Source organism: Xanthomonas sontii, from assembly GCF_040529055.1.
Lineage (GTDB): Bacteria > Pseudomonadota > Gammaproteobacteria > Xanthomonadales > Xanthomonadaceae > Xanthomonas_A > Xanthomonas_A sontii.
In genome coordinates this window covers 1,116,920-1,143,652 of record NZ_CP132342.1, presented here as the reverse complement: position 1 = coordinate 1,143,652, position 26,733 = coordinate 1,116,920, and the positions used below count along the sequence as shown (strand labels likewise).

Below are 26,733 nucleotides of genomic sequence, written 5' to 3'. Positions count from 1 at the left end.
GCATGCGCAGGACTACATGGAGTGTTTCTTTCCTTCCCATGCTCGCCGCAGCGACCATGACCATGAACGGCGAAGTACAGGCGCAACAGCAATCGGGACTGGTGCCGGTGCCGGTCAGGGTCGCGCCAGATACCAGGACCCAGCCACAACCCCAGCCGACAGGCAATCAGTCGCCGGTGCCGATGAGCGGCAGCTTTCCCACTCCGGTCCCCAACCCTGCCTATCAGCGAGCTGCGGGCAATGCCCAGGTCACGCCGCTGCCCGAGCGCGCGCGCATCTATGCTGGTCAGGCCGCCGTGCACAGCCTGCCGCAGGCACTGAAGCGTGTGGCCGTCGGCAACGGCGAACTGGTCCAGGTGACCAATATCGGCAAGCGTGAACTGGTCATCATCGGGCAGAAGCCCGGCGCGACCAGCGTGCATCTGTGGCTGCAGGACGGGCGCCAGATCGATGTGCCGGTCGAAGTCATGGACGGCAACGCCGGCGCCACGGTGGAGACCATTCGCGCCTTGCTCGCGGACGTGCCCAACCTGGGCGTGCACGCTGTCGCGGATCGTGTGGTCATCACCGGCCAGGACATCAACCCTGGCGTGGCCAAGCGTATCGAGGCGCTGCTGAAGCTCTACCCGAGCGTGCTCGACTTTACCTCCGCCGACCCGGTGGGGATGCGTCCGATGGTGTTGATGGACGTGAAGATCATGGAGTTCGACAGCAATGCCCTCGAAGAGCTTGGCATTCAGTGGGACAACGTGATTCAGGGACCGGTGGGTGGCCTGCTGAAGGACTTCACCACAAACGATTACTACCGGATCAATCCGCCGGACACCCCGGCCGCGGGCGTGGACCTACCAAATCGCGTGCCCGGTACCCAGGCCTTCTTCGGCATCGCCACCCAGATCGGCTCGGCAATCAACCTGCTGATGAACAAGGGCAAGGCGTTCCTGCTGGCGTCGCCGCAGCTCAGTGCGCGCAGTGGCGGCCAGGCCAAGTTCCTGGTCGGCGGTGAGGTACCGATTCCGATTCCGCAGGGATTCGGTCAAGTGACGGTGGACTTCAAGGAGTACGGCATCAAGCTAGACATCGAGCCCCTGGTCAACGGCAACCAGGAGATTTCCACCCGTCTGCTCGCGGAAGTCAGCAGGATCGATCCCACCGTGACCGTGCAGGGCGTGCCCGGCTTCACCACGCGTCGCACCGAATCGGAACTCAACGTCAAGGCGGGCGAGACCATCGTGATTTCCGGCCTGATCGATTCCAGCGCGCAACAGGACGCCAAGAAACTCCCCTGCTGGGCGAGATTCCGATCCTGGGCAAGCTGTTCCGTTCCGATGGTTTCCGCGGCAATCGGACCGAACTGGTGATGTTCGTGACGCCGCGCATCCTCACCCCCGATTCGGCAGAAAACCAGGAAGGCCTGGAACGTGGACGTCGCATCCAGGAGCGCGGCAAGGAGGCGATGCCCAAGCGCAGCAAGGACTACGTCCAGTAATCGCCACGACTCGTAGACAGACGCCATGTTCAACATCTTGATCGACACTCCCAACCGCGACCGGCGCCACGTCCGCTGTCTGCATCGCGAATGCGGCATCGGCCGCGGCGACGGCAATCTGGTGGTCCTGCAAGGCTGGAGCATCGCGCAGCAGCATGCGGCGCTGAAGCGAGAGGACAACGGTATCTTCATCGAGACGCTCGGTGGCCGGGCCTCCGTCCTGGTCAACGGCGAGAAGGTGACCGGCAGCCGTGGCCCGCTGAGCAGCCGCGACCTGGTGCAGATCGGCGACTATCGTCTCCAAGTGGTGGGCGACGAACCCGAGTCGGCACCGACGCCGAGGCAGGACGCCAGCGCTTTCAATGCGCCAGCGGCACCGATCGGTGAGCACGTCGCTGCGGCGGCCAATCAGCCTATCGCCGAGCCTGAGCAGCAGCAGCGGCAGCTGGCGCGACCACAGGATCTGCCACCGGACATCGCGGTCTACCGCGCGAAGGTGCATGCCGCGCTGGTCAAGCAGATGGATCTGCGACGCCTGGATGTACGCAGCATGGGCGACGACACCTTGCGCGCCACCACCATCAGTCTGATCGACGACGTACTGGAGCGTGAGTTCGCCGATCTTCCCAAGACCATCAACCGCCGCCGCCTGGCCAAGGAAGTGCTGGACGAAGCGATCGGGCTCGGGCCGCTGGAGGACCTGATCGAAGACAATACGGTGACCGAAATCATGGTCAACGCCTACGATCAGATCTTTATCGAGCGCGCCGGCCGCATCGAGCAGTCCGCAGTCTGCTTCACCAGCGATCGTGCCGTGCTGTCCGCGATCGAACGCATCGTCACGCCGCTCGGTCGGCGTATCGACGAGAGCTCACCGATGGTCGACGCGCGCCTGAAGGACGGCTCCCGTGTCAACGCGATCATTCCTCCGATCGCCCTGCGCGGGCCCAGCATCAGCATCCGAAAGTTCGCCAAGCGCAAGCTGGAAGGCAAGGATCTGATCGACTTCGGCTCGCTCAATGCGCCGATGCTGGAATTCCTGACCATGGCCGTGCGCGAACGGCGCAATATCGTCGTCACCGGCGGCACCGGATCCGGCAAGACCACTCTGCTCAACATCCTGTCCAACTTCATTCCCGACACCGACCGCATCGTGACCATCGAGGATGCGGCGGAACTGAAGCTGGTCCAGCCCAACCTGGTCGCGCTGGAAGCGCGGCCACCGAACATGGAAGGCAAAGGACATATCTCTATTCGCGACTTGGTGCGCAATGCGCTGCGCATGCGCCCTGACCGTATCGTGGTCGGCGAGTGTCGCGGCGGCGAAGCGCTGGACATGTTGCAGGCGATGAATACCGGTCACGAAGGCTCGCTAACCACTGCGCATGCCAACAATCCGCGAGAGGCGCTATCGCGCCTGGAAGTCATGGTGATGATGGCCGGCATGGAACTGCCGATGACCGTGGTCCGCGAGCAGATTTCCTCTGCCGTCGACCTCATCGTGCATCAGAAACGTTTCCCCTGTGGTTCACGCAAAGTCAGTCACATCACCGAAATCACCGGCGTGGAGAGCGGCACGATCCAGTTGCAGGATGTTTTCCTGTTCAAGGCCAGGTCCAACAGCGGCCGCGATGGCAAGGTCAGCGGCGAGTTCATCGCAACCGGCGCAGTGCCGGAATTCTACGAGGAGCTGGCAGAGCGCGGCGTCTCGGTCGACCTGTCGATCTTCCGCAACGGCGGCCAGGGCAATGGATAACATCTGGTTGGTCGCACTGCTGGCTTTCAGTTGCGTCACGGTCTCCGGACTGCTGCTGGTTCGGGCCAGCGCGAGCTTCATGCAGCGCTATCACGAGCGCTTCGTCGACCAGGCGCGGCTGAACCTCGCGGACATGTTTCTGTTCGTGGATCCGCAGATGCTCTTCGTCGCCAACGGCGTCGTGCTGCTGTTGATTCCGCTGTTGTTGTGGCTGCTCAGCGGCAACCTGCTGCTGCCGGTTGTGGCCGTGATCGTGTTGGCGATCGCGCCGCGCAAAGTATATCTGTGGCTCAAGCAGCGCCGCCTCGAGCAGATCCAGCAGCAATTGCCGGACAGCCTGCTGATGATGTCCGGCAGTCTGCGCGCCGGTGTTGGCTTCAACCCTGCACTGGAAGCGCTGGCACACGACGGACAGCCACCACTCGCGCAAGAGCTGGCGCTGGTGCTGCGCGAACAGCACATGGGCGTGCGTACGGACGAGGCGCTGGAGAATTTCGCCAACCGGGTTCCCATTCCAGACGTGAAGCTGTTCGTGGCTGCCGTCAGCATCTCGCGCGAGGTCGGCGGCAATCTCGCCGAAAGTCTGTCCACGCTGGCCGAAACCCTACGCCGCAAGCTGATCATGGAAGGCAAGGTCAAGGCGCTCACCGCGCAAGGCCGACTGCAGGGCATCGTGATGGCGATGCTGCCAGCAGGTCTGGTTGGCTTTCTGGTGCTGTTCTACCCGGAAACCATGAACCCGATGTTCCATACCCTGCTCGGCTGGTGCGTCATTGCCCTGATGTGCGTGCTGGAATATCTGGGCTATCGCATGTGCCGCAAGATCATGACGATCGATATATGAACTGGATGCTCGTACTGGTCGCTCTGTTGGCCTTGGCCGCCGTCGGTCTGGTGCTGTTCGCGCTGCGCGGCATGTTGCAGGCGGTACCGCAGGACGACCGCAACTATCAGGATCCGCTGCCGTCGGTCCTGCGCATGCTGTGGCCCCTGGTCACGGCTGCCACGCATGTGGTCGGACCGCGCCTCAAGTCCTCGCAATTGGAACGTGCCCACCGCAGCCTGCAATCGGCGGGGCAGGATTTCGTGCTGACCCCAGAAGAGCTCTACGGCACACGGATCGTCGCTGCCGGCACGGTCAGCGTGGTCTTCATCGTGGTCGTCATGCTGCTCGGCAAGCTCAGCGTCGGCGCGCTCTCCATGTGTCTGCTGTTCGGTATCCCGCTGGGATGGATGTATCCCACGCTGTGGCTGGGCGAACGACGCAAGCAGCGTAGCAAGCATGTGGTCCGCGACCTGCCGACATTCCTGGATTTCATCACCATGGCGGCGGAAGCGGGCCTCAACATCACCGGCGCGATCGAGCAATCGGTGCAAAAGGGTCCGCCCGGCCCATTGGCGCAGGAGTTTTCGCGCATGCTGCGCGATCTGCGCGCTGGACTGCCGCGTGCCGAAGCGCTGCGCAGGATAGCCGATCGCATGGATATCTCGCAGATCTCCAACTTCACCAGTGCGCTGATCCAGGCCGACCGGGTCGGTGCCAGTCTCAGCGAAACCCTGCGCTCGCAAGCCATGCAACGCCGTGAAGAGCGCTTCCTGCGCGCGGAGAAGCTGGCGCTGGAAGCGCCGGTCAAGATGATGCTGCCGCTGGTACTGTTCTTCTTTCCGTTGATTTTCGTGGTGCTGGCGTACTTCATCTACCTGCAGATGAAGCAACAGGGGATCCTGTGAAGTGCGGCACGCTCCGACGCGAAGGACGGGTGCTGCTGCACAGCGTGTGGCGCGCTGACACGTGGTGGTTGCGGCTGCGCGGCCTGCTTGGACGTGCAGCGCTGCAGCCGGGCGAAGGCCTGCTGATCGAGCCGTGCAACAGCGTGCACACCCTGGCCATGACGTACCCGCTCGATCTGCTGTTCTTCGATCGCGGTGGCCACGTCCTGGACTGGCGCGAGCGCGTGCGTCCCTGGCGTGGCGCCCTGTGCCTGCACGCCCACGCCACACTCGAACTGCCGCCCGGTACGCTGCAGGCGTTGCAGCCTGTCCGCGGCGAGCATCTGGCGTGGTGGCCCGCGGAATCTTCCATCGCCACAGGCATCGTCGCTGCCGCAGGAGACCGCTCGTGACCGTACTCCGACATTCGCCGCGACATCAGCGTGGCCAATCCCTGATCGAGTTCTGCGTCGTCGTCCCGACCTTCCTCTTCCTGGTCCTGGTGATCTTCCAGTTCGTGCTGATCTACCGTACCAAGACAGTGCTGGACTATGCCGCTTTTCAGGCAGCCCGGGCTGGAGCGGTCAACGGCGTCAGAAAGAATGACATGGCAGACGCATTGGCGGGCGGATTGACGCCGCTGTTCGCTCAATCGCCTGACATCGCCAACGTCATGCTGACAAAGCAGAAGATCCGTTACACAGAAGTGCAGCTGTTTTCCAGAATCGAGGTCATTGCGCCGACCCGGGCCGCCTACAACGAGTTCCGCGAACGCCAGTACGACGGCCGCTACGCGCTGCCCAACGACAGCCTGGCGTTCCGCAACGCCAATGTCGGCGGCAGCCAGGTCAATGTGCAGGATGCGAACATCCTCAAGATCAAGGTTACCTACAACATGCCGTTGATCGTGCCCTTCGTCGACCGCGTCATCGTCGGCCTGTCGGATCTGGTCAGCGGGGGCGAAAGCTATACGCCTGCCTCGATGCTGTTCGAAGAGCCAATCAGTGGCCATCGCCGCCTGCCGATCGAATCCTATGCGGTGGTACGCATGCAATCCCCCATCTACGAAGCTGGCAATCTTGATCATTGAACGGCCGATCTTTGTCTTGCTCGCTAGCTTGCTGTTCGCTGCGACAACCGCCCCCAGAGATGCAGCTGCGCAGGAGCAGAGCGAAGCACCGGAGCCGTTGCAGGCGCGCCTGCAGGCGCGCGCCTATGGCGTCGGTCCGCTGGGTCCGAAACAGGCGGGCGACGCCGTCCACGTCGAGGTACGTTTGCGTGGCGATGCCATCCGCATCGACTTCGTCGGTGCGCAGGCGCCCGATGCCTATCTAATCAACCCAGGGACCCGCGGCCGCGGTTGGCTCGTCAGCCACTCCGGGGACTACCGCCTGCCGGTCGCCGACGCCAGCGGCCCCTATTGGTACGATCCCGCCGACCCTTGCGCCAGGATTGGCGGTCGCTGTGCGCCGGCGCCCGGGGAGTTCATCGCCGGCCGTTTGGCTACGGGGTGGCGCTACGACGCCGCGCAAGGCCCTGACGGCACGACCTCCGGTACGCTATGGCTAGACCGCAGCGGCCTGCTGCTCGGCTATCGCGGCAAGGTCGGCAACCGCCGCGAGGAGCGCAGCCTGCGCGTAGACGCGGTAAGTTTCGAAGCCGTTCCCGCCGAGGCATTCATACCCCAAGAGAGTCTTCGTACATCGGAAAGCTCCCGTCTGCTTCATTGAGCCGCTTGTTCCCCCTGTATCCACATCTCATGCATCTCCGCATTCTCGGCGCGAGCGCGACCATTTGATCTGGTATTGCGCGCCTGCAAGGCCCACGACCTAGACAGCGCGCTGGATGCGGTTAGATCGGCAAGGCACGATGTGGCTGGACCGCGAGGCCGGCCTGGTGCTCGCCTATCGCGGCAAGACCGGATTGGAGCAGCAACAGCACTGGGACTCCAACACGTCCACTATGGCCCGCAGCCGGACGCCTTGTTCCAGCCGCCCGACCTCGCGCGCTGATCTCGCGTCCCCAGTAACCCAAGCGCGAGTCGCCCACTACTGGTAGACGCGGGTTCACGGTTCTGCAGCAAGATCGGCCGATCGCGCCGTTACACTAGATTGGTTCGTCCCCCGACAAGGAGTATCTCTGTGAAAAGAGCAGTAGCGGCGACATTGGCCCTGGCCGTCATCGCAAGTCTTGGCGCCTGCAAGAAGCATGAGCAGCCCGCGCAGCCCGACGATCAAGCGACGCTCCCTGCTGTGACCGCCAACGCCACGCAGGACGCGTCCACGCAGCACGCTGCCGCCAGCACGGCATTCGATCCGGCCAGCCTGCCGGTGTCCGACGTCCCACTGGGAGATTTCCCCTACATCGCGCTGCCCACCGGCTATGTCACCGGCAGCACGCCGGACGTCGCGGACTTCGACCAGGTGCCGTTCTGGACCGGCGATCGCCTGCAGCCGGTCGAGGGCAAGGTCTGGTCGGCGCACATCGATGCGGCGCAGGGCAAGACCTTCTCCGACCTGGAGCTGTCACGCAACATCGAGGCCGTCGTGACCACACTCGGCGGCAAGAAGATCTTCGACGGTCGGATTCCCGACGCCGCCACGAAACAGATCAACGAATGGCCGCGCGATTTCGCCATCAAGTACAACAGCGGCCTGGGCGATGTCTGGAACAACCCCGTACAGGTCTTCGTGGTGCATCGCGCCGACCGCGACATCTGGATCCACCTGTGCAGCTACCAGTTCGGCGGCGGCCTGCTGATCGCCGAGACCAAGCCGCTGCAGGTCACCGCCAGCCTGCTGCCGGCCAGCGAACTGAAGACGCAGATCGACAAGACCGGCAAGGTCGCGCTGCACGTCAACTTCGCCACCGACAAGACCGACATCCTGCCCGATTCGCAGCCGCAGATCGCGCAGGTCGTGCAATTGCTCAAGCAGGACGCCGCGTTGAAGCTGGCCGTCAACGGCTATACCGACGGCACCGGCGATGCGGCGCACAACAAGACCCTGTCGGAGGGACGCGCCAAGGCGGTGGTCGCCGCGCTGATCGCTCAGGGCATCGAGGCATCACGCCTGACCGCAGCCGGCTTCGGCGACGCCGACCCGGTGGCGGACAATGCGACCGAGCAGGGCAAGTCGCAGAACCGCCGCGTCGAGCTGGTGAAGAAGAGCTGAGCCGCACCGGGTACCGCTGCATGCGGTCACCCTGATGCGTGCAGGTCGTGGTGCGGCGCAACGGCATGGCCGATTGCGCCGCATCGTCGACAGGACCGCACGCGCGCTCGCTTGCCGGCATGCGTTCCCGCAGTCGGACGCCTCCCACCCCATGGCGATCCACGTCTTATGCGTATCCTGATTCTCGGAGCCGGCGCGACCGGCGGTTATTTCGGCGGACGCCTGGCCCAGGCCGGCGTCGATGTCAGCTTTCTGGTGCGACCACCACGGGCCGCACGCCTGCAACGCGACGGGTTGCGCATCCGCAGCCCGCGCGGCGACGCGGCGATCGCGGTGAGCACGCTCACCGCCGAGACGCTGCACAGCGCGGCGCAGGCGCGGCCGTTCGATCTGGTGCTGCTGAGCTGCAAGGCCTACGACCTGGAAAGTTCGCTGGACGCGGTGGCACCGGCGGTCCACGACGGCACCAGCGTGCTGCCGATCCTCAATGGCCTGCGCCACTATGGGGCGCTGGATGCGCGCTTCGGTGCGGAGCGGGTCGTCGGCGGGCTGTGCTTCATCAGCGCGGTGCTGGATGCCGACGGCGCGATCCAGCACCTGGCCAAGCCGGCCTCGCTGACCTTCGGCGAGCGCGACGGCCGCGGTGCAGACAGCGCGCGCGTGCGCGCCCTGGCGGAGGCCTGCGCGCGAGCCGACGTGGACCATCTGGCCACGCCGCGGATCGCGCAGGAGCAATGGATCAAGTACACCTTCCTCACCGCGCTGGCTGCGGCCACCTGCCTGATGCGTGCGCCGATCGGGCGTATCGTCGCCAGCGACGATGGGGTGACGCTGGTGCGCGGCCTGTATGCCGAGTGCACGGCGGTGGCCGCGGCGGCCGGCGAGCCGGTGCCGGAGGAAGCGCAGGCCAGTGCGCTGCACCTGCTGACGCAACCAGGCTCGCCGATGAAGGCGTCGATGCTGCGCGACCTGGAAGCCGGGCAGCAGGTGGAGGCGCAGCAGATCGTCGGCGACATGCTGGTCCGCGCTCGCGCCGCCGGGCAGGACGCGCCGCTGCTGATGGCGGCGTACTGCCACCTGCAGGCGTACCAGGCCGGCCTGCCCGCGCGCTGATGGTTGCCGCGGAAAGCCGGTGCCGCGCGCAACGCGCTCCTGCCCTGCGCGCACCAGCCACGGTGCTCCGGGAAATGCCGTATCCGCGCCGTCCCAAGGGCGGCGCTGCATCTTCGCGCGCCGCTGACGCGCCTGGCGCCTATGCTCGCCCACCATACAGGGGGCAAGCGACGGGCACGTGCATGGAAAAACTGTTCCGCGGCGGGCATTTCCTCATCATCCTGCTGTTCCTGCTGTGCGCGGCCGGGCTGATCTGCATGGCCGTGCTCGAGCTATGGCATGGCCTGACCCCGGGCGGCGAATTGGTGGTGCGCGACCGCTTCAATGTGGTGCTGGAAGCGATCGGGCTGCTCACCGTAGCGCTGGTGACCCTGGAACTGGGCCAGACCATCTACGAGGAGGAGGTGCAGCGCGACGTCAAGGTCAGTGGACCGACCCGGGTGCGTCGCTACCTGTCGCGGTTCTTCGTGGTCATCGTCATCGCCCTGGCGATCGAGACCCTGGTGTCGATCTTCGAACTGATGCACGACGATCCGTCCAAGCTGCCCTACGCGTCTGCCGTGGGCCTGTGCGCGGCGCTGCTGCTGGTCGCCTGGGGCGTGTTCGTCAAGCTCAACCGCAGCGCCGAGGAACTGGAGCCGGAAGCCATGGCGGAGGCCAAGCGCGAGGACGCGCAGGTCGATTGAGACGCCGTAGTGCCGCCAATGGCGTTACCTGCGCAGCAGCGGCTTCACCCGCGACGAATGCAGAGTAAAGCCGACTGACACCGTCGTGCGTCGGGACTGAAGTCCCTCCCACAAGAAGACGCCAACCCACGCCGTCCAGGATCTCCACCGGCGCATCGGCCGGCACGGTCGCAGAGGATCGGCATGGCCACCGGACCATCCGCCGCGACGCGTTGCCCGGTCGCGGCTGAAGCCGCTCCCACAAAAGACGCGTACAGCCAAGCGCGCTTTTACGGATCCCCAATCCCCAATCACGAATCCCCAAACACGAAACCCGCCGCGTCGACGTACTCAGCCGGGCATCGGCAAACGGAAGAATGTCCGCGCGGCAGCAGTGCTGGCCGCGGCGACCGTGGCCACGTCCTCACCACGGTCGCGCGCCAGTTCCTCGACGATGTGCGCGAGGAACGCCGGCTCGTTGCGGCGGTCCTTCGGCGTCGGCTTGAGCGTGCGCGGCAGCAGGTACGGCGCGTCGGTCTCGATCATCAACCGGTTAGCGGGAATGTGCTTCACCAGCTCGCGCAGATGCGCGCCGCGGCGCTCGTCGCACAGCCAGCCGGTGATGCCGATGTACCAGTCGCGATCCAGGTAGTCGAACAGTTCCTCGCGGCTGCCGGTGAAGCAATGCACCACCGCCGGGCCGAGCGTGCCGTCGAACTGGCGCATCAGCGCCATGAAGTCGGCATGGGCGTCGCGCTGGTGCAGGAACAGCGGCTTGCCGGTGTCCACCGCCAGCTGCAGCTGCCGCTCGAACGCGCGGTGCTGCGCCGGCCGCGGCGAGAAATCGCGGAAGTAGTCCAGGCCGCACTCGCCCACCGCCACCACTTCGGCATGCGCATGCAGCGCGCGCAGTTCGGCATCGCACTCGGCGGTGTACTCCACCGCGTGGTGCGGATGCACGCCGGCGGTGGCGTACAGCACGCCCGGATGCTGCTGCGCCAGTTGCAGTGCCAGCGGCGAGTGCTCGCGGCTGGCGCCGGTGACCACCAGTTGCATGACGCCGGCAGCGTGGGCGCGCTGCAGCACGGCGTCGCGGTCGCGGTCGAAGGACTCGTGGGTGAGGTTGGCGCCGATGTCGATCAGGGTCATGCGGTTGCGCGGGAATCAGCCGGGACAGCAGCCAATTGTACGGGCCACGCGCCTGTCGCCGCTCCCCGGCGGCGCGGCGGCCACGTATCCTTTGCCGATGACGTCCGCCGTGTTTCCGATCGATCCGCTGCTGCCGCAACTGCGCGACAGCCTCGCCGCCCATCCGCGCCTGGTGCTGGAAGCCCCGCCCGGCGCCGGCAAGACCACCCAGGTGCCGCCGGCGCTGCTCGACGCGCCCTGGCTGCAGGGCCGGCGCATCGTGATGCTGGAACCGCGCCGGGTCGCCGCGCGCAGCGCCGCCGCCTTCATGGCCCGGCAGCGCGGCGAGACGCCGGGCGAAACCGTGGGCTACCGCATCCGCTTCGAGAACAAGGTGTCCGCGCGTACCCGCATCGAGGTGGTCACCGAGGGCATCCTGACCCGCATGCTGCAGGACGACCCGATGCTTGAGGGCGTCGGCGCGCTGCTGTTCGACGAGTTCCACGAGCGCCACCTGGCCGCGGACCTGGGCCTGGCGCTGGCCCTGGACGTGCAGGCGCAGGTGCGCGAGGACCTGCGCATCGTGGTGATGTCGGCAACCCTGGACGGCGAGCGCCTGGCGCAGTTCCTCGACGCGCCGCGGCTGTCCAGCGCCGGGCGCAGCTTCCCGGTAGAGATCGCGCACTTTCCCGCGCGGCGCGAGGAATCGCTGGAAGCGCAGGCCCGGCGCGCGGTCGAGCATGCGCTGCAGCAGCACCCGGGCGACGTGCTGGTGTTCCTGCCCGGGCAGCGCGAGATCGGGCGGGTACAGGCGGCGTTGGAGGCGGCGGACGTTGGGGGTGGTGCGAGTATGAGCCCGGGCGTAACTTCGACGGGCACAGACCCCGTCGCTACACCAGCCGGCACCGCCTCTGGCGTACCCTCATCCGGCGCTGCGCGCCACCTTCTCCCGGGGGGAGAAGGGAGCGGAGTGGAGGTCCTGCCGCTGCATGGCGAGTTGCCGGTGGAACAGCAGAGCAAGGTGCTGCAGCCGGATCCGCAGGGGCGGCGGCGCGTGGTGCTGGCGACCAATGTGGCCGAGTCCTCGGTGACGCTGCCCGGGGTGCGCGTGGTGATCGACGCCGGGCTGGCACGCGAGCCGCACTACGATCCCAACAGCGGCTTCTCGCGGCTGGACGTGACCGCCATCGCCCAGGCCTCGGCCGATCAGCGCGCCGGCCGCGCCGGCCGTGTCGCCAGCGGCTGGACCTACCGGCTGTGGCCGCAATCGCAACGCCTGGAGGCGCAACGCCGCGCCGAGATCCTGCAGGTGGAGCTGGCCGGGCTGGCGCTGGAACTGGCCGCCTGGGGCAGCGATGGCCTGCGCTTCGTCGATCCGCCGCCGGCCGGCGCACTCGCCGCCGCCCGCGAGCTGCTGCAGCGGCTCGGCGCACTCGCCGAGAGTGGTGCCATCACCGCCAGCGGCCGGCGCATGCTCGCGCTGGGCACGCATCCGCGGCTAGCGGCGATGCTGCTGGCCGCTGGCGATGCGCGCGCACAGGCACTGGCCTGCGACCTCGCCGCGCTGATCGAAGCGCGCGATCCGCTGCGCCACGGCGGCGACGCACTGGCCGCGCGCTGGCGCGCCCTGGCCGCGTTCCGCCGCGGCCGCGTGCCGCACGACGCCAACCGCGGCGCGCTGGCGGCGATCGACGCGGCGGCCAAGCAGTGGCGGCGGCGCCTGCGCAGCGACGCCGCCGCGCCGGACAGCGTGGAGGCGCACGAACTCGGCGATCTGCTGGCGCACGCCTTTCCCGACCGCATCGGCACGCGTCACCCCAGCGATCCGCTGCGCTACCAGCTGGCCAATGGCCGCAGCGTGCGCTTGTTCGACAACAGCGACCTGCGCGGCGAGCCCTGGCTGGTCGCCACCGAGCTGCGCCACGAGGCCAAGGACGCGTTGCTGCTGCGCGCCGCGCCGGTGGACGAGCGCTACCTGCGCGCGCAGTTTCCGCAGCGCTTCGCACAGGAAGACGTGGTGCGTTGGGACCCGGAACGGCGCGCGCTCACGGCGCTGCGCGAGACCAGCTTCGACCGCATCGTGCTCGACAGCCGCCCCGCCGGCCGGGTCGAGCCGGCGCAGGCAGCCGCGGCGCTGACCGAGGCGGTGCGCGAATTGGGGCTGCAGGCGCTGCCCTGGAGCGAGAACCTGTCGCAATGGCGCGCACGGGTGGCGGGACTGCGCCAGTGGATGCCGGAACTGGAGCTGCCGGACCTGGGCGATGCCGCGCTGCTGGCCAGCCTCGACGACTGGCTGCGCCCGGCCTTCGCCGGCAAGACCCGGCTCGATGGGCTGAGCGAGGACGAGCTGGGCGAGGCGCTGAAGGCGCGGCTGCCGTGGGACCGCCGCCAGGCCATCGACCGCCATGCCCCGGTGCGCATCGCGGTGCCCTCGGGCATGGAACGGCGCATCGACTACAGCCTGGACCATGCCGGGCAGCCGCAGCCGCCGGTGCTGGCGGTCAAGCTGCAGGAGCTGTTCGGCCTGGCCGACACCCCGCGCATCGCCGACGGCCGCGTGCCGCTGCTGCTGCACCTGCTCTCCCCCGGCGGAAGGCCGCTGCAGGTCACCCAGGACCTGCGCAACTTCTGGTCCAGCACCTATCCGGAAGTGAAGAAGGAAATGAAAGGCCGCTATCCGCGCCACCCGTGGCCGGACGACCCCTGGACCGCCACCGCCAGCCATCGCGCCAAGCCGCGCGGCACCTAGCGGGTCTGGCGCAGCGCATTCAGCGGGCAGACGAATCCGCGGCGCTGCGCTAACGCCCCGTATACGGTCCGAGGGCGACACTGCAGCCCTTCATTCCTGCCAGTAGGGGACGCCCATGAGCAAGCTGACCATCATCACCGATCGCGCCCTGGATCTCGCCAGCCACGCCGGCGACAGCTTCAAGCACTTCGGCCCGCAGGCGAACAAGTGGCTGCAGTCGGGCAAGGCGATGGGCGCGCTCAAGGCGGGCGCAGCGATGGGTGCAGTGAAGACCGGATCCAAGGTCGCGCGCACCGCCGTGCGCCGCAACCCGGCCATTGCGATCGCCGCTGCCGCCGTGGGTGTGGGTCTGCTCGGCTACGCCATCTACCGCAAGCGCCAGCGCGACAAGGGCGCGCCGATCGAAGGCAATGCGCAGCGCATCGAAGCCGCCAACAAGCGCGGCAATGTCGGTGCGCGCCGCAGCGCCGCCAGCACCCGTGGCACGCGCCGCAATGCCGCAGCGCAGGACGCCACCGAAGAGTGAGATCCGCGCACTGCCGCTGACGGCAGCCGCCGCATGAAACGCAGCGACCGGGAGACATCCCGGTCGCTTTTTTTATGGTTCGCCGCGCCTCTGCTTTTCCAACGCAGGAGCGGCTTCAGCCGCAACCGAGGCGTTACCGATGCGCTCCGGTCGCGGCTGACGCCGCTCCTGCGCGTCATTCCGCACAACACGCACTACAGCGCGCGCCAGGCCCCCGGCGCCAACCCGTCCAGGCGGTGCGCGCCCATCGCCGCACGCACCAGGCGCAGTGTCGGCAGGCCGACCGCGGCCGTCATCCGCCGCACCTGGCGATTGCGGCCTTCGCGCAGCACGACCTGCAACCAAGCATCGGGCACGCTCTTGCGGAAGCGCACCGGGGGGTCGCGCGGCCACAGCGATGGCGGCGCCTCCAGCAACGTCACCTCGGCCCGTGCGGTCGGGCCGTCGTTCAACAGCACGCCGTCGCGCAGGCGCTGCACCTGCTCCGGTTGCGGTGCGCCTTCCACCTGCACCCAGTAGGTCTTGGGCTGCTTGTGCCGGGGATCGGTAAGACGGTGCGCCAATGCGCCATCGTCGGTCAGCAGCAGCAGGCCCTCGCTGTCGTAGTCCAGGCGTCCGGCCGCGTACACGTCGGCGGGCAGGCCGAACTCGGCCAGGGTACGCCGCGGTGGCGTGCTGCGGTCGGTGAACTGGCACAGCACGTTGAAGGGCTTGTTGAAGGCGATCAGCATCGACGGGAACTGCAGCGAACCTGCGCCGCACGGCGCGGCGCAGGCATTGTCCCATGCGTCCGCGCCGCGCCGCTCGTGCGCCGGCTCAGCGCTTGACGAACTTCAGGGTCATCCGGTCGCTCTCGCCGATCGCCTGGTACTTGGCATCATCGGCGGCCTCGTGCTGGTTGCTCGGCGGCAGTGTCCATACGCCCCCCGGATAATCCTTGGTGTCGCGCGGATTGGCGTTGAGCTCGCTCTTGCCGGCCAGCTTGAAGCCGGCGGCCTCGGCCATGGCGATCACCTGCGCCTGACCGACATAGCCGCTCTTGTCGTCGGCCGGCACGTCGGCCTTGGCACGGTGTTCGACCACGCCGAGCACGCCGCCGGGCTTGAGCACCTGGTAGAAGCCCTTGAACATGCCCTCGGCCTGCCCGGCCATGCGCCAGTTGTGCACGTTGCGGAAGGTCAGCACCAGGTCGGCCGAGCCCGGCGGGCCGAACACCGGCGCGTTCGGCGCGTACGCCACGATGCGCGCGCGGTCGTACTGCGCCGGCGCCGCGGCGAACTTCTGCTCCAGGCCGGCGCGCGCCTTCTGCTGGTAGTCGCGGCCGCGTCCTTCCGGCACCGCGGCCGGATCCACCACCGCAGCGATGTACTGCCCGCGCTCGCGCAGGTACGGCGCCAGGATCTCCGCATACCAGCCGCCGCCCGGGGTGACCTCGATCACCGTCTGGGTCGGCTTGATGCCGAAGAACGCCAGGGTCTGGCCGGGATGGCGGTAAGCGTCGCGGGCGACGTTGGCGCGGTCGCGCCAGCTGCCGTTGATCGCCGCCTGCAGGGACGCGTCCGGCGCCGGCAGCGTCGCGGTGTCGGCAGGCTTGATCGCCTGCGCGGCAGGGGCGAGCAAGGCGGTGGCGACGGCCAGAGTACAGGCGCAGGCGAGCGAGGTTCGAAGCGTCATGGCAGGCATCCGCAAGAGGAGGTGGGGCGAGCCTAGCATGCGGCCCGACAAGCCCGAATGTTGCGCTCCCGTTAGCGCGAATCACGCCGGCGGAACGCTGTTTTCGCGAGCATTGGCCGATCCTTCGACCCCCGGCGACTATCCTGTCGCCTTTCCCCACAGTGGAGCGTTTTCCATGCTGCACACGCGCGAACTCGGCCGTTCCGGCCTGCATGCGGCACCGCTGGCGTTCGGCGGCAACGTGTTCGGCTGGAGCGCCGACGCCAAGACCTCCTTCGCCTTGCTCGATGCCTTCGTCGAGGCCGGCTGCAATCTCGTCGACACCGCCGACATCTACTCGGCCTGGGTCCCCGGCAATCGCGGCGGCGAATCGGAAACGCTGATCGGACAATGGCTCAAGCGCAGCGGCAAGCGCGACAAGGTGCTGATCGCGACCAAGGTCGGCAAGTGGGCCGAACGCCCGGGCCTGTCGGCCGACACCATCGCCGCCGCCGCGGAGGATTCGCTGCAGCGCCTGCAGACCGATGTCATCGATCTGTACCAGGCGCACGCGGACGACGATTCGGTGCCGCTGGAAGCCACGCTGGCCGCGTTCGGGCGGCTGATCGAACAGGGCAAGGTGCGCGCCATCGGTGCTTCCAACTACAGTGCCGCGCGCCTGCGCGAGGCGCTGAACGTCTCCGCGCAGTACGGCCTGCCCCGCTACGAAACGCTGCAGCCGGAGTACAACCTGTACGACCGCGCCGGCTACGAGGCCGAGTTGGAGCCGCTGGTGCACGAACAGGGCCTGGGCGTGCTGTGCTACTACGCGCTGGCCAGCGGCTTCCTCAGCGGCAAGTACCGTCGCACCGAAGACGCGGGCAAGAGCAAGGCACGCGGCGCCAGCGTGGTCGCGCGCTATCTCAACGCGCGCGGCCTGCGCATCCTCGCCGCGCTCGACGACATCGCCGGCAAGCATGGCGCCGCGCCCACGCAGGTGGCGCTGGCCTGGTTGATGGCGCGGCCCGGCATCGTCGCGCCGATCGCCAGCGCGACCAGCCTGGAGCAACTGCAGGACTTGCTCGCCGCCGCGCGCCTGCAGCTGTCGGCCGAGGACATCGCGCAACTGAATACCGCAAGTGAGGAAACCGCATGACCACCCCCACCCAGACCACCCGCATCGTGCTCGCTTCGCGCCCGCAGGGCGCGCCGGGCACCGACAATTTCCGCATCGAACAGGCCCCGATTTCGCCACCCGGCCCCGGCCAGGTGCTGCTGCGCAATCGCTGGCTGTCGCTGGACCCGTACATGCGCGGGCGCATGAGCGATGCGCCGTCCTACGCGCCGCCGGTGCAACTGGGCGAGACCATGGTCGGCAGCACCGTGGCCGAGGTGCTGCAATCCAATTCCCCCGACCACGCACCAGGCGATCTGGTGCTGGTGCAGAACGGCGGCTGGCAGACCCATCTGGTCGTCGACGGCGCCAGCCTGCGGCGCAAGCTCGACCCCAACTCGCCGCTGCCGCCGAGCACCGCGCTGGGCGTGTACGGCATGCCCGGCTTCACCGCCTACGCCGGCCTGCACGAGATCGGCAAGCCGCAGCCGGGCGAGACCGTGGCGGTCGCCGCAGCCACCGGCCCGGTCGGCGCCACCGTGGCGCAGATCGCCAAACTGCGCGGGGCCAAGGTCATCGCCATCGCCGGCGGCGCGGAAAAATGCCGCTACCTGCGCGAGGAACTGGGCGTGGACGTGGCCCTGGACCACCGCGCCAAGGACTTTGCGGAGCAGTTGCGCGCTGCCGCGACCGACGGCATCGACGTGTACTTCGAGAACGTCGGCGGCCACGTGTTCGATGCGGTGCTGCCGCTGCTCAACGATTTCGCGCGGGTGCCGGTCTGCGGCACCATCGCCACCTACAACGCCAACGGCGCCTTGCCGCCGGGGCCGGACCGGATGCCGGCACTGATGGGCCAGGTGCTGCGCCAGCGCCTGACCCTGCGCGGCTTCATCGTCGGCGACTTCGTCAAGCTGTACCCGGAGTTCCTGCGCGAGATGGGCGCCTGGCTGGCCGACGGCCGCGTACGCTACCGCGAGCACGTGGTGGACGGCCTGGAGAGCGCGCCGCAGGCCTTCATCGACATGCTGAGCGGCGGCAACTTCGGCAAGCTGGTGGTGCGGCTGGGCGACTGAGGCGAAAAGGTCCGAGGCTGGCGGGACTGATCCCACAAAAATGCACGAGAGTCCTTCCCACATCGTGCCCGGACACTGATCACCGCGAGTCGCTGTAGCAGTCGCGATCGCTTGGCTTTGGATGTTGCTGTTGCTCTTGTTTTTGACTTACTGGGTTCCCTTCCGAAGCGGCGGCCATCGCGGGGAAACACCCGAAGGGCGGCGTACATGGATGTACGCCGTCCGCGGCAGGGGCAGGATGCCCCTTCCGCGGATCCCCGGGATGGACGCGGACCCGGAGCGCGCAGCGCGGAGGGCGCGAGGCAGGGCGCGCTTTCTTTTGGTTACTTTTCTTTGCGCGAGCAAAGAAAAGTAACTCGCCCGTAAGGGCGAAAGCCTTTGCTTTCGCTTGAGATTTGCGTGTCGGACGAAGAAGAACCGTAGGAGCGGCTGCCGCAGCGCCCATCTGCTTCATGACGCGGGACGATTGCCTGGCGCCTGGCGCCCTCGACCACACCCCAGCATCGACGCCCGCGAGTACAGCCACTACCATCGGACGCATCGCCGCCGCCGCCGCTTCCATGTCCGAGTCCCCGCGCCCCCCTCGCGCACGCCGCACCGCGCGCGCCGCCACCGCCCCCACCCCGCCCGAGCGCGGCCTGGCCGCGGAACTGATGCGGCGCATCGGCGAATGCGAAGGCGACCCGAACTTCATGACCTCGCTGGCACGCGGCCTGGCCGTGCTCAGCGCCTTCGGCCAGCACAGCCGCGACGTCAGCATGGCCCAGCTCAGCGCCGACACCGGCATTCCGCGCGCGGCGGTGCGGCGCGTGCTGTACACGCTGGAGAAGCTCGGCTACGCCGGCACCCACGGCCGCGGCTACGTGCTGCTGCCGCGCGCGCTGGGCATCGGCAGCGGCTACCTGTCCACCGCCGCGCTGTCGGTGGCGGCGCAGCCGGTGCTGGACGCGCTGCGCGACACCCTGCACGAGTCCTGCTCGCTGGGCGTGCTCGACGGCGACGACCTGCTGTACGTGGCGCGTGCGGAAACCGTGCGGATCATGTCGATCGGCCTGCGCGCCGGCAGCCGCCTGCCGGCGTACTGCACCTCGATGGGCCGGGTGTTGCTGGCAGCGCAGCCAGGCGACACCTTGAACAGCTATCTGGAGCGCAATCCGCTGCGCCCGCGCACCGAACGCACCGTCACCGACCGCGCGCAGTTCCAGGCCCTGCTCGAGCGCGTGCAGCGCGACGGCTACGCGGTGGTGGACCAGGAACTGGAGATCGGCCTGCGCTCGGTGGCGGTGCCGGTGCGCAACCGCCAGGACCGCGTGGTCGCCGCGCTCAACGTCGGCAGCTCGGTGGCGCGGATGACCCTGGGCAGCCTGCAGAGCACGGTGCTGCCGGCGCTGCGGCATGCGGCGCAGCAGTTGAGTCGGGTGCTGGACTGACCCGCATCCGCCCCTGCGGGGCACTTTCCTCCGGTGGAAGAAGGAAGAGCCAAAGCCCCTCTCCCCCCGGGAGAGGGATTGGGGTGAGGGTACGGCGCGCGAAGCGCCGCGCGGATCCGGCTTGCGTGAGGCACCGTCGCAGGAACTACAGCAGGCACACTTCGTCCCGTGCACGACGCGGTCGGCGCTCAACCGTGGGCCGCCACCATCGTCTGCCGCAACAGCAGCGCCGCGCTCAGTCCGCAGCGTTCGCGCCGCCCTCGGCCGCCTGCTCGGCCAGGATCGGCGCAGCCAGGGCGAAGGCGTGGTTGGCCGCGGGCACGCCGCAATAGATCGCCGCCTGCAGCAGCACTTCCTTGATTTCGTCGGCGCTGACGCCGTTGTTGCGCGCGGCGCGCACATGCAGCTTGAACTCTTCGTCGTGGCCGCGCGCCACCATCATCGCCAGGGTCAGCAGCGAGCGCGTGTGCCGCGGCAGGCCATCGCGGGTCCACACCGTGCCCCAGGCGGTGCGGGTGATGAACTCCTGGAATTCCTCGGTGAACGGCGTGCGTGCGGCCAGCGAGCGGTCGACGTGGGCATTGCCGAGCACCGCGCGGCGCACCTGCAGGCCGGCGGCGTAGCGTTCGTTCTCGTGCATCGGGGCGACTCCTGAAACGTGGGGAAAAGCGGGCGCTGACTACTGCAGCAGGAAGCGCAGCAACGCATCGTTGAAGGCGTGCGGCGACTCGACATTGCACAGGTGGCGGCCGTGCACCTCGGCATCCTTGCCCTGCGCCACCTGCGCGGCGATGGCCTGCAGATCGGCCGGCGGACACACCGGATCGTCGTGCCCGGCCACGGCCAGCACCGGCACGCCGATCTCGCCCAGGCGCGCGCGGAAGTCGGCCTCGGCCAGCGCCTGGCAGCAGCCGATGTAGGCCTGCGCATCGGTGGCGCGGAAGCTGTCCAGGATCGCCTCGACGGTCGCCGGCTGCGCTTCGGCGAAGGCCGCGGTGAACCAGCGCGTGCGGGTGCCTTCGCACAGCGGCGCCAGGCCCTCGGCGCACACTTGCTCGATGCGCGCCTGCCAGCTCTCGGCGCTGCCGATTTTGGCCGCGGTGGCGCACAGGGCGAGGCTGAGCAGGCGCTCGCCCGCGTGCAGGCCCAGCCACTGCCCGGTCAACCCGCCGATCGACAGGCCGCAGAAATGGCTGCGCTCGATCGACAGCGCATCCCAGAGCGCCACCACGTCGCCGCCGAGGTCGGCGATGGCATAGGGCGCCGGCGGGGTGGTGGACGCGCCATGGCCGCGGCGGTCGTAGCGCAGCACGCGGAAGTGCGGCGACAGCGCGGCGATCTGCGCGTCCCACATGTGCAGGTCGGTGCCGAGCGAGTTGCACAGGGTCAGCCACGGACGGCCTTCGCTGCCGTCGATGCGGTAATGCAGACGATGCGTGGGCAGGTCGAGGATGGGCATGGGCGGCGCTCGCAGGGAAAGTGGAAGGGGCCACGGCGGCACGGAACCGCGCGGCACCGACAAGTCTAGAACGTGTCGCCGACACTGCGGCAGACGGGCACGGCGCGGCGCCTCACCCGCGCGCCTGCGCGGCGAGCACGCGCTCGATCCACACCGCGGCCATGCCGCGCCAGCTGTCGCTGGCGAACAGCGCATCCAGATCCGCCGGCGCCAGCACCGCGGTCACCTGCGGCTGCTCGGCCAGCACCGCGCGCAGGTGTTGCTGCGTGGCCAGCGCGCGGCGCACCGCGGTTTCCACCAGCGCGTGCGCGGCGGCCTTGCCCAGATGCGCGGCCAGGGTCACCGCCACCGCCTCGGCGTAGAGCAGGCCGCCATGGCTGTCCAGATGCGCGGCCATGCGCGCGCGGTCCAGCTCCAGGCCCTCGATCAGCACGCGCACCTGGGCCAGGCTGCCGGCGCTCAGGCGCACCAGTTCCGGCAAGGTCTCCCATTCGGCATGCCAGCCGCCGACGGCGCGCTCGTGTTCCTGCGGCAGCGCCGCGAACAAGGTCGCCAGCAAGCCCGGCGCGCGCGTGGCCGCGGCGATCGCGACCACGCAGCCGACCGGATTGCGCTTGTGCGGCATCGCCGAGGAGCCGCCCTTGCCCGCCGCGGCCGGCTCGAACGCCTCGGCCACTTCCGACTGCATCAGCAACGCGACGTCGCGGCCGATCTTGCCGAGGCTGCCGGCGAGCAGCGCGAACGCCGCGCCGATCTCGCCGATGCGGTCGCGCGCCGCATGCCAGGGCAGCGCCGGCAACGGCAGGCGCAACTCCGCCGCCAGCACCTCGGCCACGGCCAGGCCCTGCGACTGCAGCGCGGCCAGGGTGCCGGCGGCGCCGCCGAACTGCAGCACCAGCGCATCTTCGCGCAGCGCCTGCAGGCGTCGGCGGCTGCGCTGCAGCGCGTCCAGCCAGCCTGCGGCCTTCAGCCCGAAGGTCACCGGCACCGCCTGCTGCAACAGGGTGCGCCCGGGCAGCCCGGTGTCGCGCTCGCGCTGCGCCAACGCCGCCAGCGCCGCGCACAGCGCGTCGAGTTGCGCTTCCACATGGTCGAGCGCGGCGCGCAGCTGCAGCACCGCGCCGCTGTCGATGATGTCCTGACTGGTCGCGCCCCAGTGCACCCAGCGCGCGGCGTCTTCATCGGTGGCGGCGACCTGCGCGGTGAGCGCCTTGACCAAGGGAATGGCTGGATTGCCGGCCAACGCGGTGGCGGCGGCCAGCGCCGGCAGGTCGTAGCGCGCGGCATCGCAGGCGGCGGCGATCGGCGCCACCGCGTCGGCCGGGATCACGCCGCAGCGTGCCTGCGCGCGCGCCAGCGCCGCTTCCACGTCGAGCATGGCCTGCAGGCGCGCGCGGTCGTCGAACAGCGCATCGACGGCCGGATCGCCGAACAGCGGACGCAACAGGGACTCGGAGACGCTCATCGGTTCGTAGGCGGTGGAGAGATCATGCAGCGTAACCGCTGCGGCCTGTGCGGGATGTCGCTGCGCTCAGTAGCGGAAGAACACGGTCTCGTGCTCGCCCTGCATGCGCACGTCCCACTGGTAGCGGTTGGGCGCCTGTGGTTGCGCGATCAGGGTGGCGCGGCGCTCGGCCGGCACCTGCGCCAGGATCGCGTCGCCGTCTAGGTCGTCGTCGCCGAAGTACAGCCGGGTCGGCGCGGCGCGCAGCAGGCCGCGCATGAACACCAGCACCACCAGGTGCGGCGCCTGCAGGCCCTTGGGCCCGGCGACGCGGCCGGGTTTGATCGTGCGGAAGGCGAAGCGGCCCTGCGCGTCGGTCGGTACCCGGCCCCAGCCGTGGAAGGCCGGATCGTGGTCGCCGCGGCGCGGATCGGCGGCATGGTCGTAGATGCCGGCGGCATCGGCCTGCCAGATCTCCAGCAGCGCATCGCCGACCGGCACGCCGTGGCCGTCGAACACGCTGCCGACGATCTCCACGTGGGTGCCCTGCGCCTGCGCCGGCGCGATCTCGGTGCGGTACAGCGGCTCCAGCCCGATCCGGTAGTAGGGGCCGACCGTCTGCGAAGGGGTTGCCTGGAAACTCATCGCCTCACTCCCAAGGGGTCTGCTTGCGTCCGCGCAGGACGATGTCGAAACGGTAGCCCAGCGCGAACTCGTTGGCGGTGGTCTCCCAGTCGAACGCGGAGACCATGCGCTCGCGCGCCTTCGGGTCCTCCACGCAGTTGAAGATCGGGTCGAACGCCAGCAACGGATCGCCGGGGAAGTACATCTGCGTGACCAGGCGCTGGCCGATGCCGTCGCCGTGCAGCGAGAAGTGGATGTGCGCCGGGCGCCATGCGTTGTAGTGGTTGCGCCACGGATAGGCGCCGGGCTTGATGGTGGTGAAGCGGTAGCGGCCGTGGTCGTCGGTCAGCACCTGGCCGGTGCCGGTGAAGTTGGGATCCAGCGGCGCGTCGTGCTGGTCGCCGGCGTGCAGGTAGCGGCCGGCGGCGTTGCACTGCCAGACCTCGACCACGCTGTTGCGCACCGGCTTGCCGTTCTCGTCGAGCAGGCGTCCGCTGACGATGATGCGCTCGCCCAGCGGCGCACCGGGGAAGCCGGCGGTGAGATCGGCGGCGTGTTCGCCCAGGGTGGTGCGGTCCAGGGTCGGGCCGGTCGCTTCGGACAGGGTCAGCGGGATCGCGATCGGATCGCGGGTCGGGCCGCGCGCGCCGGTGGAGGCGTAGGGCGGGTGCAGGTAGGCCGGCTGCGTCCCGGGGTACGGGCGCCGATAGCCGAGCAGGGGATCGATGGGGGTATCGTCGCGCATCGTGCGGTCTCGCTGGCTCCACGCGGAGCCGGTTGGCTGGAAGAATGATGCAGGCGTATGCGGCGCAGCGTCGATGGCGCGAGCGGCTACAGCCGCTCGATCGCCAGCGCCACGCCCTGGCCGACGCCGATGCACATGGTCGCCAGGCCGCGGCGACCACCGCTGGCCTCGAGCTGGCGCAGCAGGGTCAGGGCGAGGCGCGCACCGCTCATGCCCAGCGGATGACCGAGTGCGATCGCGCCGCCGTTGGCGTTGACGTGCGCGGCATCGTCGGCGACGCCGAGTTCGCGCAGGCAGGCCAGGCCCTGCGCGGCAAACGCCTCGTTGAGTTCGATCGCATCGAAATCGCCGATGGACAGCCCCAGCCGCGCCAGCAGCTTGCGCGTGGCCGGCACCGGGCCAATGCCCATGTAGGCCGGCTCCACGCCGGCGCTGGCGAAGCCCAGCACGCGCGCGCGCGGGGTCAGGCCCAGCGCCTGCACCTGCGCGGCGCTGGCCAGCAGCAGCGCGGCGGCACCATCGTTGATGCCCGAGGCATTGCCGGCGGTGACGGTGCCGGGCTGGCGGAAGATCGGCTTGAGCCTGGCCAGCGCCTCAAGGGTGGTGTCGGCGCGCGGATGCTCGTCGGCACTGACTTCGACGGTCTCGCCACGCTTCCTGCCCGGCGCGGTCACCGGCACGATCTCGCCGTCGAAGAAGCCGGCGGCCTGCGCGGCGGCGGTGCGCTGCTGGCTGCGCAGGGCGAAGGCATCCTGGTCCTCGCGCGAGATGCCGTAGCGTGCGGCCACGTTCTCGGCGGTCTCGCCCATCAGCTCCACGCCATACAGTTGCTGCAGCTTCGGATTGACGAAGCGCCAGCCCATGGTGGTGTCTTCGAGCTGCTGGTTGCGGGCGAAGGCGCTGTCGGCCTTGCCCATCACCCACGGCGCGCGCGACATCGACTCGACGCCGCCGGCGATGGCCAGGCCCAGCTCGCCGGCGCGGATGCCGCGCGCGACGGTGCCGATGGCATCCAGGCCGGAACCGCACAGGCGGTTGACCGTGCTGCCCGGCACGCCGAACGGCAGGCCCGCCAGCAGCAGGCTCATGCGCGCGACATTGCGGTTGTCCTCGCCGGCCTGGTTGGCGCAGCCCAGGTAGACGTCGTCGAGTTGCGCCGGATCCAGTTGCGGCTGCCGCGCCAGCAGCGCCTGCAGCGGCACTGCGCCGAGGTCGTCCGCACGCACCCCGGCCAGGGCGCCGCCGTAGCGGCCGATCGGCGTGCGAATACCGTCGATGATGTAGGCCTCGTTCATGCCGCCTCCGTGGAATCGGCCAGGGTCAGCGCCAGCCCGGTGGCCTGGCGCAGATCGTCCAGGCTCACGCCCTCGACCAGTTCGAGCACGCGCGCGCCGTCCGGCCCGAGCGCGAACACGCCCAGGTCGGTGTACACCCGCGACACGCAGCGCAGCCCGGTCAACGGATAGCTGCAGGCGCTGACCAGCTTGGGTTCGCCACGCTTGGTCAGCAGTTCCATCATCACGTAGACCTGCTTGGCGCCGATCGCCAGATCCATCGCGCCGCCGACCGCGGGGATCGCATCGGCCGCGCCGGTGCTCCAGTTGGCCAGGTCGCCGTGCACCGACACCTGGAACGCGCCGAGCACGCACACGTCCAGGCGCCCGCTGCGCATCATCGCGAACGAGTCGGCGTGGTGGAAATAGCAGCCCCCGGTCAGCAGCGTCACCGGCTGCTTGCCGGCGTTGATCAGGTCCAGGTCCTCCTGCCCCGGCGGCGGCGCCGGCCCCATGCCGAGCAGGCCGTTCTCGCTGTGCAGGAAGATCTCCTTGTCCGCCGGCAGGAAGTTGGCCACCGCGGTCGGCAGGCCGATGCCCAGGTTGACGTAGGCGCCCTCGGGGATGTCGCGCGCCACCCGTGCGGCCAGCGCGTTGCGGTCGATGCCGCGCCCGTTCAGTGCGTGCATGCGCCCTCCTGTGCGGTGGCCACCGCCACCACCCGTTGCACGAAGATGCCCGGGGTCACCACCGCTTCCGGATCCAACGCGCCCAGCTCCACCACCTGTTCCACCTGCACGATCGCGCAGGTCGCGGCCATCGCCATCAGCGGGCCGAAGTTGCGCGCGGTCTTGCGGTACACCAGGTTGCCCCAGCGGTCGCCGTGGTGCGCCTTGATCAGCGCGAAATCGGCGCGGATCGGATACTCCAGCACGTAGTGGCGGCCGTCGATCTCGCGGGTCTCCTTGCCGGCGGCCAGCTCGGTGCCGTAGCCGGTCGGGGTGAAGATCGCACCCAGGCCGTTGCCGGCCGCGTGGATGCGCGCGGCCAGGTTGCCCTGCGGCACCAGCTCCAGTTCCAGCTCGCCGGCGCGGTAGGCCGCGTCGAAGTGCTGCGAGTCGCTCTGCCGCGGGAACGAGCACACGATCTTGCGCACGCGCTTGTGCTTGATCAGCGCGGCCAGCCCGGTCTCGCCGTTGCCGGCGTTGTTGTTGACGATGGTGAGTTCACGCGCACCTTGCGCGATCAACGCATCGATCAGCGCATCGGGCATGCCCGCAGTACCGAAGCCGCCGATCATCACCGTGGCGCCATCGTGGATGTCGGCCACTGCGTCGGCGCACGAAGCCAGGGTCTTGTCGATCATCGGCGCCGCTCCACCGTCGCCGGCTGGGGGCGCAGCGCACAGGGGCGCAGGCGCATTACGGGGTCTGCCACGACATCCTCCTCCAGATCGCTTCGGGAGGCCACGTTAGGCCCGCTCCGGCGGGCGGTCAATCCGATTATCGGATGCATAGTTCGATAAACGAACAATTTAACGCCATGACAACGTCGTGCCGGTCCCGCCCTGTTGTATACATTCCATCGTCGCCCCGCGTCGGACGA

26 protein-coding genes and 1 pseudogene are annotated in these 26,733 nt (G+C 68.8%); 16 read left to right on the top strand and 11 right to left on the bottom strand.

Annotated features, from left to right (window positions below; all coding sequences use genetic code 11):
* Positions 1 to 2: 2 nt before the first annotated feature.
* The 11 genes and pseudogenes from RAB70_RS04915 to RAB70_RS04865 all read left to right on the top strand — a co-directional run.
* Positions 3 to 1,324: pseudogene (locus RAB70_RS04915) on the top strand (type II and III secretion system protein family protein); the annotation flags it as partial.
* A 36-nt stretch (positions 1,325 to 1,360) separates the two neighbouring features.
* Positions 1,361 to 1,489: a hypothetical protein gene (locus tag RAB70_RS04910; RefSeq protein ID WP_269139678.1), complete on the top strand. Its 129-nt coding sequence runs from the start codon at positions 1,361 to 1,363 to the stop codon at positions 1,487 to 1,489.
* A 25-nt stretch (positions 1,490 to 1,514) separates the two neighbouring features.
* Positions 1,515 to 3,245 carry an ATPase, T2SS/T4P/T4SS family gene (locus RAB70_RS04905; RefSeq protein ID WP_148830024.1) on the top strand — a complete coding sequence of 577 codons (1,731 nt, stop codon included), beginning with the start codon at positions 1,515 to 1,517 and terminating at the stop codon, positions 3,243 to 3,245.
* A complete protein-coding gene (locus tag RAB70_RS04900; RefSeq protein WP_148830025.1) occupies positions 3,238 to 4,089 on the top strand; it encodes a type II secretion system F family protein in 852 nt (283 codons plus the stop codon). Before RAB70_RS04905 ends, RAB70_RS04900 begins: the two co-directional genes overlap by 8 nt.
* Positions 4,086 to 4,976, top strand: a complete 891-nt coding sequence (locus RAB70_RS04895; RefSeq protein WP_148830026.1) for a type II secretion system F family protein — start codon at positions 4,086 to 4,088, stop codon at positions 4,974 to 4,976. The genes RAB70_RS04900 and RAB70_RS04895 overlap by 4 nt, the downstream gene beginning before the upstream one ends.
* Positions 4,977 to 5,005: 29 nt before the next feature.
* Positions 5,006 to 5,368: a DUF192 domain-containing protein gene (locus RAB70_RS04890; RefSeq protein ID WP_225851731.1), complete on the top strand. Its 363-nt coding sequence runs from the start codon at positions 5,006 to 5,008 to the stop codon at positions 5,366 to 5,368.
* Positions 5,365 to 6,045, top strand: coding sequence for a TadE/TadG family type IV pilus assembly protein (locus tag RAB70_RS04885; protein ID WP_148830028.1), 681 nt, complete (start codon positions 5,365 to 5,367; stop codon positions 6,043 to 6,045). The genes RAB70_RS04890 and RAB70_RS04885 overlap by 4 nt, the downstream gene beginning before the upstream one ends.
* Positions 6,035 to 6,685, top strand: coding sequence for a hypothetical protein (locus tag RAB70_RS04880; protein ID WP_225851732.1), 651 nt, complete (start codon positions 6,035 to 6,037; stop codon positions 6,683 to 6,685). Before RAB70_RS04885 ends, RAB70_RS04880 begins: the two co-directional genes overlap by 11 nt.
* Positions 6,686 to 7,207: 522 nt before the next feature.
* Positions 7,208 to 8,128, top strand: coding sequence for an OmpA family protein (locus RAB70_RS04875; RefSeq protein WP_225851733.1), 921 nt, complete (start codon positions 7,208 to 7,210; stop codon positions 8,126 to 8,128).
* Positions 8,129 to 8,296: 168 nt separating this feature from the next.
* Positions 8,297 to 9,241 carry a 2-dehydropantoate 2-reductase gene (gene panE / locus RAB70_RS04870; RefSeq protein ID WP_148830029.1) on the top strand — a complete coding sequence of 315 codons (945 nt, stop codon included), beginning with the start codon at positions 8,297 to 8,299 and terminating at the stop codon, positions 9,239 to 9,241.
* 182 nt (positions 9,242 to 9,423) lie between these two features.
* A complete protein-coding gene (locus RAB70_RS04865; protein WP_010340560.1) occupies positions 9,424 to 9,927 on the top strand; it encodes a hypothetical protein in 504 nt (167 codons plus the stop codon).
* 330 nt (positions 9,928 to 10,257) lie between these two features.
* Here the strand turns inward: RAB70_RS04865 and RAB70_RS04860 are convergent, their stop codons facing one another.
* On the bottom strand, positions 10,258 to 11,055 hold the full coding sequence (locus RAB70_RS04860) for a TatD family hydrolase (protein ID WP_148830030.1): 798 nt from the start codon (positions 11,053 to 11,055) through the stop codon (positions 10,258 to 10,260).
* Positions 11,056 to 11,152: 97 nt separating this feature from the next.
* On the opposite strand from RAB70_RS04860, the gene hrpB reads away from it, so the two are divergent.
* Together hrpB and RAB70_RS04850 are read left to right on the top strand one after the other, a co-directional pair.
* Positions 11,153 to 13,783: an ATP-dependent helicase HrpB gene (hrpB, locus tag RAB70_RS04855; RefSeq protein WP_225851734.1), complete on the top strand. Its 2,631-nt coding sequence runs from the start codon at positions 11,153 to 11,155 to the stop codon at positions 13,781 to 13,783.
* Positions 13,784 to 13,898: 115 nt separating this feature from the next.
* Positions 13,899 to 14,309, top strand: coding sequence for a hypothetical protein (locus RAB70_RS04850; protein ID WP_148830031.1), 411 nt, complete (start codon positions 13,899 to 13,901; stop codon positions 14,307 to 14,309).
* Between the two features lie 194 nt (positions 14,310 to 14,503).
* Here RAB70_RS04850 and RAB70_RS04845 read toward each other — a convergent pair whose 3' ends face one another.
* A complete protein-coding gene (locus RAB70_RS04845; protein ID WP_148830032.1) occupies positions 14,504 to 15,040 on the bottom strand; it encodes a pseudouridine synthase in 537 nt (178 codons plus the stop codon).
* 85 nt (positions 15,041 to 15,125) lie between these two features.
* The gene (locus tag RAB70_RS04840) at positions 15,126 to 15,983 is read right to left on the bottom strand and encodes a class I SAM-dependent methyltransferase (RefSeq protein WP_017911727.1); all 858 of its coding nucleotides are present in this window, start codon (positions 15,981 to 15,983) and stop codon (positions 15,126 to 15,128) included.
* Between the two features lie 175 nt (positions 15,984 to 16,158).
* Between RAB70_RS04840 and RAB70_RS04835 the strand changes: the two genes are divergently transcribed.
* From RAB70_RS04835 to RAB70_RS04825, 3 genes are all read left to right on the top strand, one after another.
* Complete coding sequence (locus RAB70_RS04835) at positions 16,159 to 17,118, top strand: aldo/keto reductase (RefSeq protein WP_148830033.1); 960 nt, start codon at positions 16,159 to 16,161, stop codon at positions 17,116 to 17,118.
* Complete coding sequence (locus tag RAB70_RS04830) at positions 17,115 to 18,152, top strand: NADP-dependent oxidoreductase (protein ID WP_148830034.1); 1,038 nt, start codon at positions 17,115 to 17,117, stop codon at positions 18,150 to 18,152. The genes RAB70_RS04835 and RAB70_RS04830 overlap by 4 nt, the downstream gene beginning before the upstream one ends.
* A gap of 560 nt (positions 18,153 to 18,712) precedes the next feature.
* The gene (locus tag RAB70_RS04825) at positions 18,713 to 19,582 is read left to right on the top strand and encodes an IclR family transcriptional regulator C-terminal domain-containing protein (RefSeq protein WP_017908152.1); all 870 of its coding nucleotides are present in this window, start codon (positions 18,713 to 18,715) and stop codon (positions 19,580 to 19,582) included.
* Between the two features lie 235 nt (positions 19,583 to 19,817).
* Here the strand turns inward: RAB70_RS04825 and pcaC are convergent, their stop codons facing one another.
* From pcaC to RAB70_RS04785, 8 genes are all read right to left on the bottom strand, one after another.
* Positions 19,818 to 20,222: a 4-carboxymuconolactone decarboxylase gene (gene pcaC, locus RAB70_RS04820; RefSeq protein ID WP_148828145.1), complete on the bottom strand. Its 405-nt coding sequence runs from the start codon at positions 20,220 to 20,222 to the stop codon at positions 19,818 to 19,820.
* A 39-nt stretch (positions 20,223 to 20,261) separates the two neighbouring features.
* The gene (pcaD, locus tag RAB70_RS04815) at positions 20,262 to 21,041 is read right to left on the bottom strand and encodes a 3-oxoadipate enol-lactonase (protein WP_148828146.1); all 780 of its coding nucleotides are present in this window, start codon (positions 21,039 to 21,041) and stop codon (positions 20,262 to 20,264) included.
* A 112-nt stretch (positions 21,042 to 21,153) separates the two neighbouring features.
* Complete coding sequence (locus RAB70_RS04810; RefSeq protein WP_148828147.1) at positions 21,154 to 22,506, bottom strand: 3-carboxy-cis,cis-muconate cycloisomerase; 1,353 nt, start codon at positions 22,504 to 22,506, stop codon at positions 21,154 to 21,156.
* Positions 22,507 to 22,572: 66 nt separating this feature from the next.
* Positions 22,573 to 23,130, bottom strand: a complete 558-nt coding sequence (pcaG, locus tag RAB70_RS04805) for a protocatechuate 3,4-dioxygenase subunit alpha (RefSeq protein ID WP_148828148.1) — start codon at positions 23,128 to 23,130, stop codon at positions 22,573 to 22,575.
* A gap of 4 nt (positions 23,131 to 23,134) precedes the next feature.
* Positions 23,135 to 23,854, bottom strand: a complete 720-nt coding sequence (gene pcaH, locus RAB70_RS04800) for a protocatechuate 3,4-dioxygenase subunit beta (RefSeq protein ID WP_017908147.1) — start codon at positions 23,852 to 23,854, stop codon at positions 23,135 to 23,137.
* An 86-nt stretch (positions 23,855 to 23,940) separates the two neighbouring features.
* Entirely contained in the window at positions 23,941 to 25,149 is a 1,209-nt protein-coding gene (gene pcaF, locus RAB70_RS04795; RefSeq protein WP_148828149.1) for a 3-oxoadipyl-CoA thiolase, read from the bottom strand.
* Positions 25,146 to 25,817 carry a 3-oxoacid CoA-transferase subunit B gene (locus tag RAB70_RS04790; protein WP_192578917.1) on the bottom strand — a complete coding sequence of 224 codons (672 nt, stop codon included), beginning with the start codon at positions 25,815 to 25,817 and terminating at the stop codon, positions 25,146 to 25,148. The genes pcaF and RAB70_RS04790 overlap by 4 nt, the downstream gene beginning before the upstream one ends.
* Entirely contained in the window at positions 25,805 to 26,494 is a 690-nt protein-coding gene (locus RAB70_RS04785; RefSeq protein ID WP_017908144.1) for a 3-oxoacid CoA-transferase subunit A, read from the bottom strand. The genes RAB70_RS04790 and RAB70_RS04785 overlap by 13 nt, the downstream gene beginning before the upstream one ends.
* Positions 26,495 to 26,733 lie beyond the last annotated feature (239 nt).

Coding starts and splice junctions, on each gene's coding strand:
- RAB70_RS04840 (WP_017911727.1), bottom strand. CDS start 15,983: ATGACGCTTCGAACCTCGCTCGCCTGCGCCTGTACTCTGGCCGTCGCC.
- RAB70_RS04905 (WP_148830024.1), top strand. CDS start 1,515: ATGTTCAACATCTTGATCGACACTCCCAACCGCGACCGGCGCCACGTC.
- RAB70_RS04845 (WP_148830032.1), bottom strand. CDS start 15,040: ATGCTGATCGCCTTCAACAAGCCCTTCAACGTGCTGTGCCAGTTCACC.
- RAB70_RS04825 (WP_017908152.1), top strand. CDS start 18,713: ATGTCCGAGTCCCCGCGCCCCCCTCGCGCACGCCGCACCGCGCGCGCC.
- RAB70_RS04810 (WP_148828147.1), bottom strand. CDS start 22,506: ATGAGCGTCTCCGAGTCCCTGTTGCGTCCGCTGTTCGGCGATCCGGCC.
- pcaC (WP_148828145.1), bottom strand. CDS start 20,222: ATGCACGAGAACGAACGCTACGCCGCCGGCCTGCAGGTGCGCCGCGCG.
- RAB70_RS04785 (WP_017908144.1), bottom strand. CDS start 26,494: ATGATCGACAAGACCCTGGCTTCGTGCGCCGACGCAGTGGCCGACATC.
- RAB70_RS04835 (WP_148830033.1), top strand. CDS start 16,159: ATGCTGCACACGCGCGAACTCGGCCGTTCCGGCCTGCATGCGGCACCG.
- RAB70_RS04860 (WP_148830030.1), bottom strand. CDS start 11,055: ATGACCCTGATCGACATCGGCGCCAACCTCACCCACGAGTCCTTCGAC.
- RAB70_RS04895 (WP_148830026.1), top strand. CDS start 4,086: ATGAACTGGATGCTCGTACTGGTCGCTCTGTTGGCCTTGGCCGCCGTC.
- RAB70_RS04830 (WP_148830034.1), top strand. CDS start 17,115: ATGACCACCCCCACCCAGACCACCCGCATCGTGCTCGCTTCGCGCCCG.
- RAB70_RS04790 (WP_192578917.1), bottom strand. CDS start 25,817: ATGCACGCACTGAACGGGCGCGGCATCGACCGCAACGCGCTGGCCGCA.
- panE (WP_148830029.1), top strand. CDS start 8,297: ATGCGTATCCTGATTCTCGGAGCCGGCGCGACCGGCGGTTATTTCGGC.
- pcaD (WP_148828146.1), bottom strand. CDS start 21,041: ATGCCCATCCTCGACCTGCCCACGCATCGTCTGCATTACCGCATCGAC.
- hrpB (WP_225851734.1), top strand. CDS start 11,153: ATGACGTCCGCCGTGTTTCCGATCGATCCGCTGCTGCCGCAACTGCGC.
- RAB70_RS04850 (WP_148830031.1), top strand. CDS start 13,899: ATGAGCAAGCTGACCATCATCACCGATCGCGCCCTGGATCTCGCCAGC.
- RAB70_RS04900 (WP_148830025.1), top strand. CDS start 3,238: ATGGATAACATCTGGTTGGTCGCACTGCTGGCTTTCAGTTGCGTCACG.
- RAB70_RS04865 (WP_010340560.1), top strand. CDS start 9,424: ATGGAAAAACTGTTCCGCGGCGGGCATTTCCTCATCATCCTGCTGTTC.
- pcaG (WP_148828148.1), bottom strand. CDS start 23,130: ATGAGTTTCCAGGCAACCCCTTCGCAGACGGTCGGCCCCTACTACCGG.
- RAB70_RS04910 (WP_269139678.1), top strand. CDS start 1,361: ATGTTCGTGACGCCGCGCATCCTCACCCCCGATTCGGCAGAAAACCAG.
- pcaH (WP_017908147.1), bottom strand. CDS start 23,854: ATGCGCGACGATACCCCCATCGATCCCCTGCTCGGCTATCGGCGCCCG.
- pcaF (WP_148828149.1), bottom strand. CDS start 25,149: ATGAACGAGGCCTACATCATCGACGGTATTCGCACGCCGATCGGCCGC.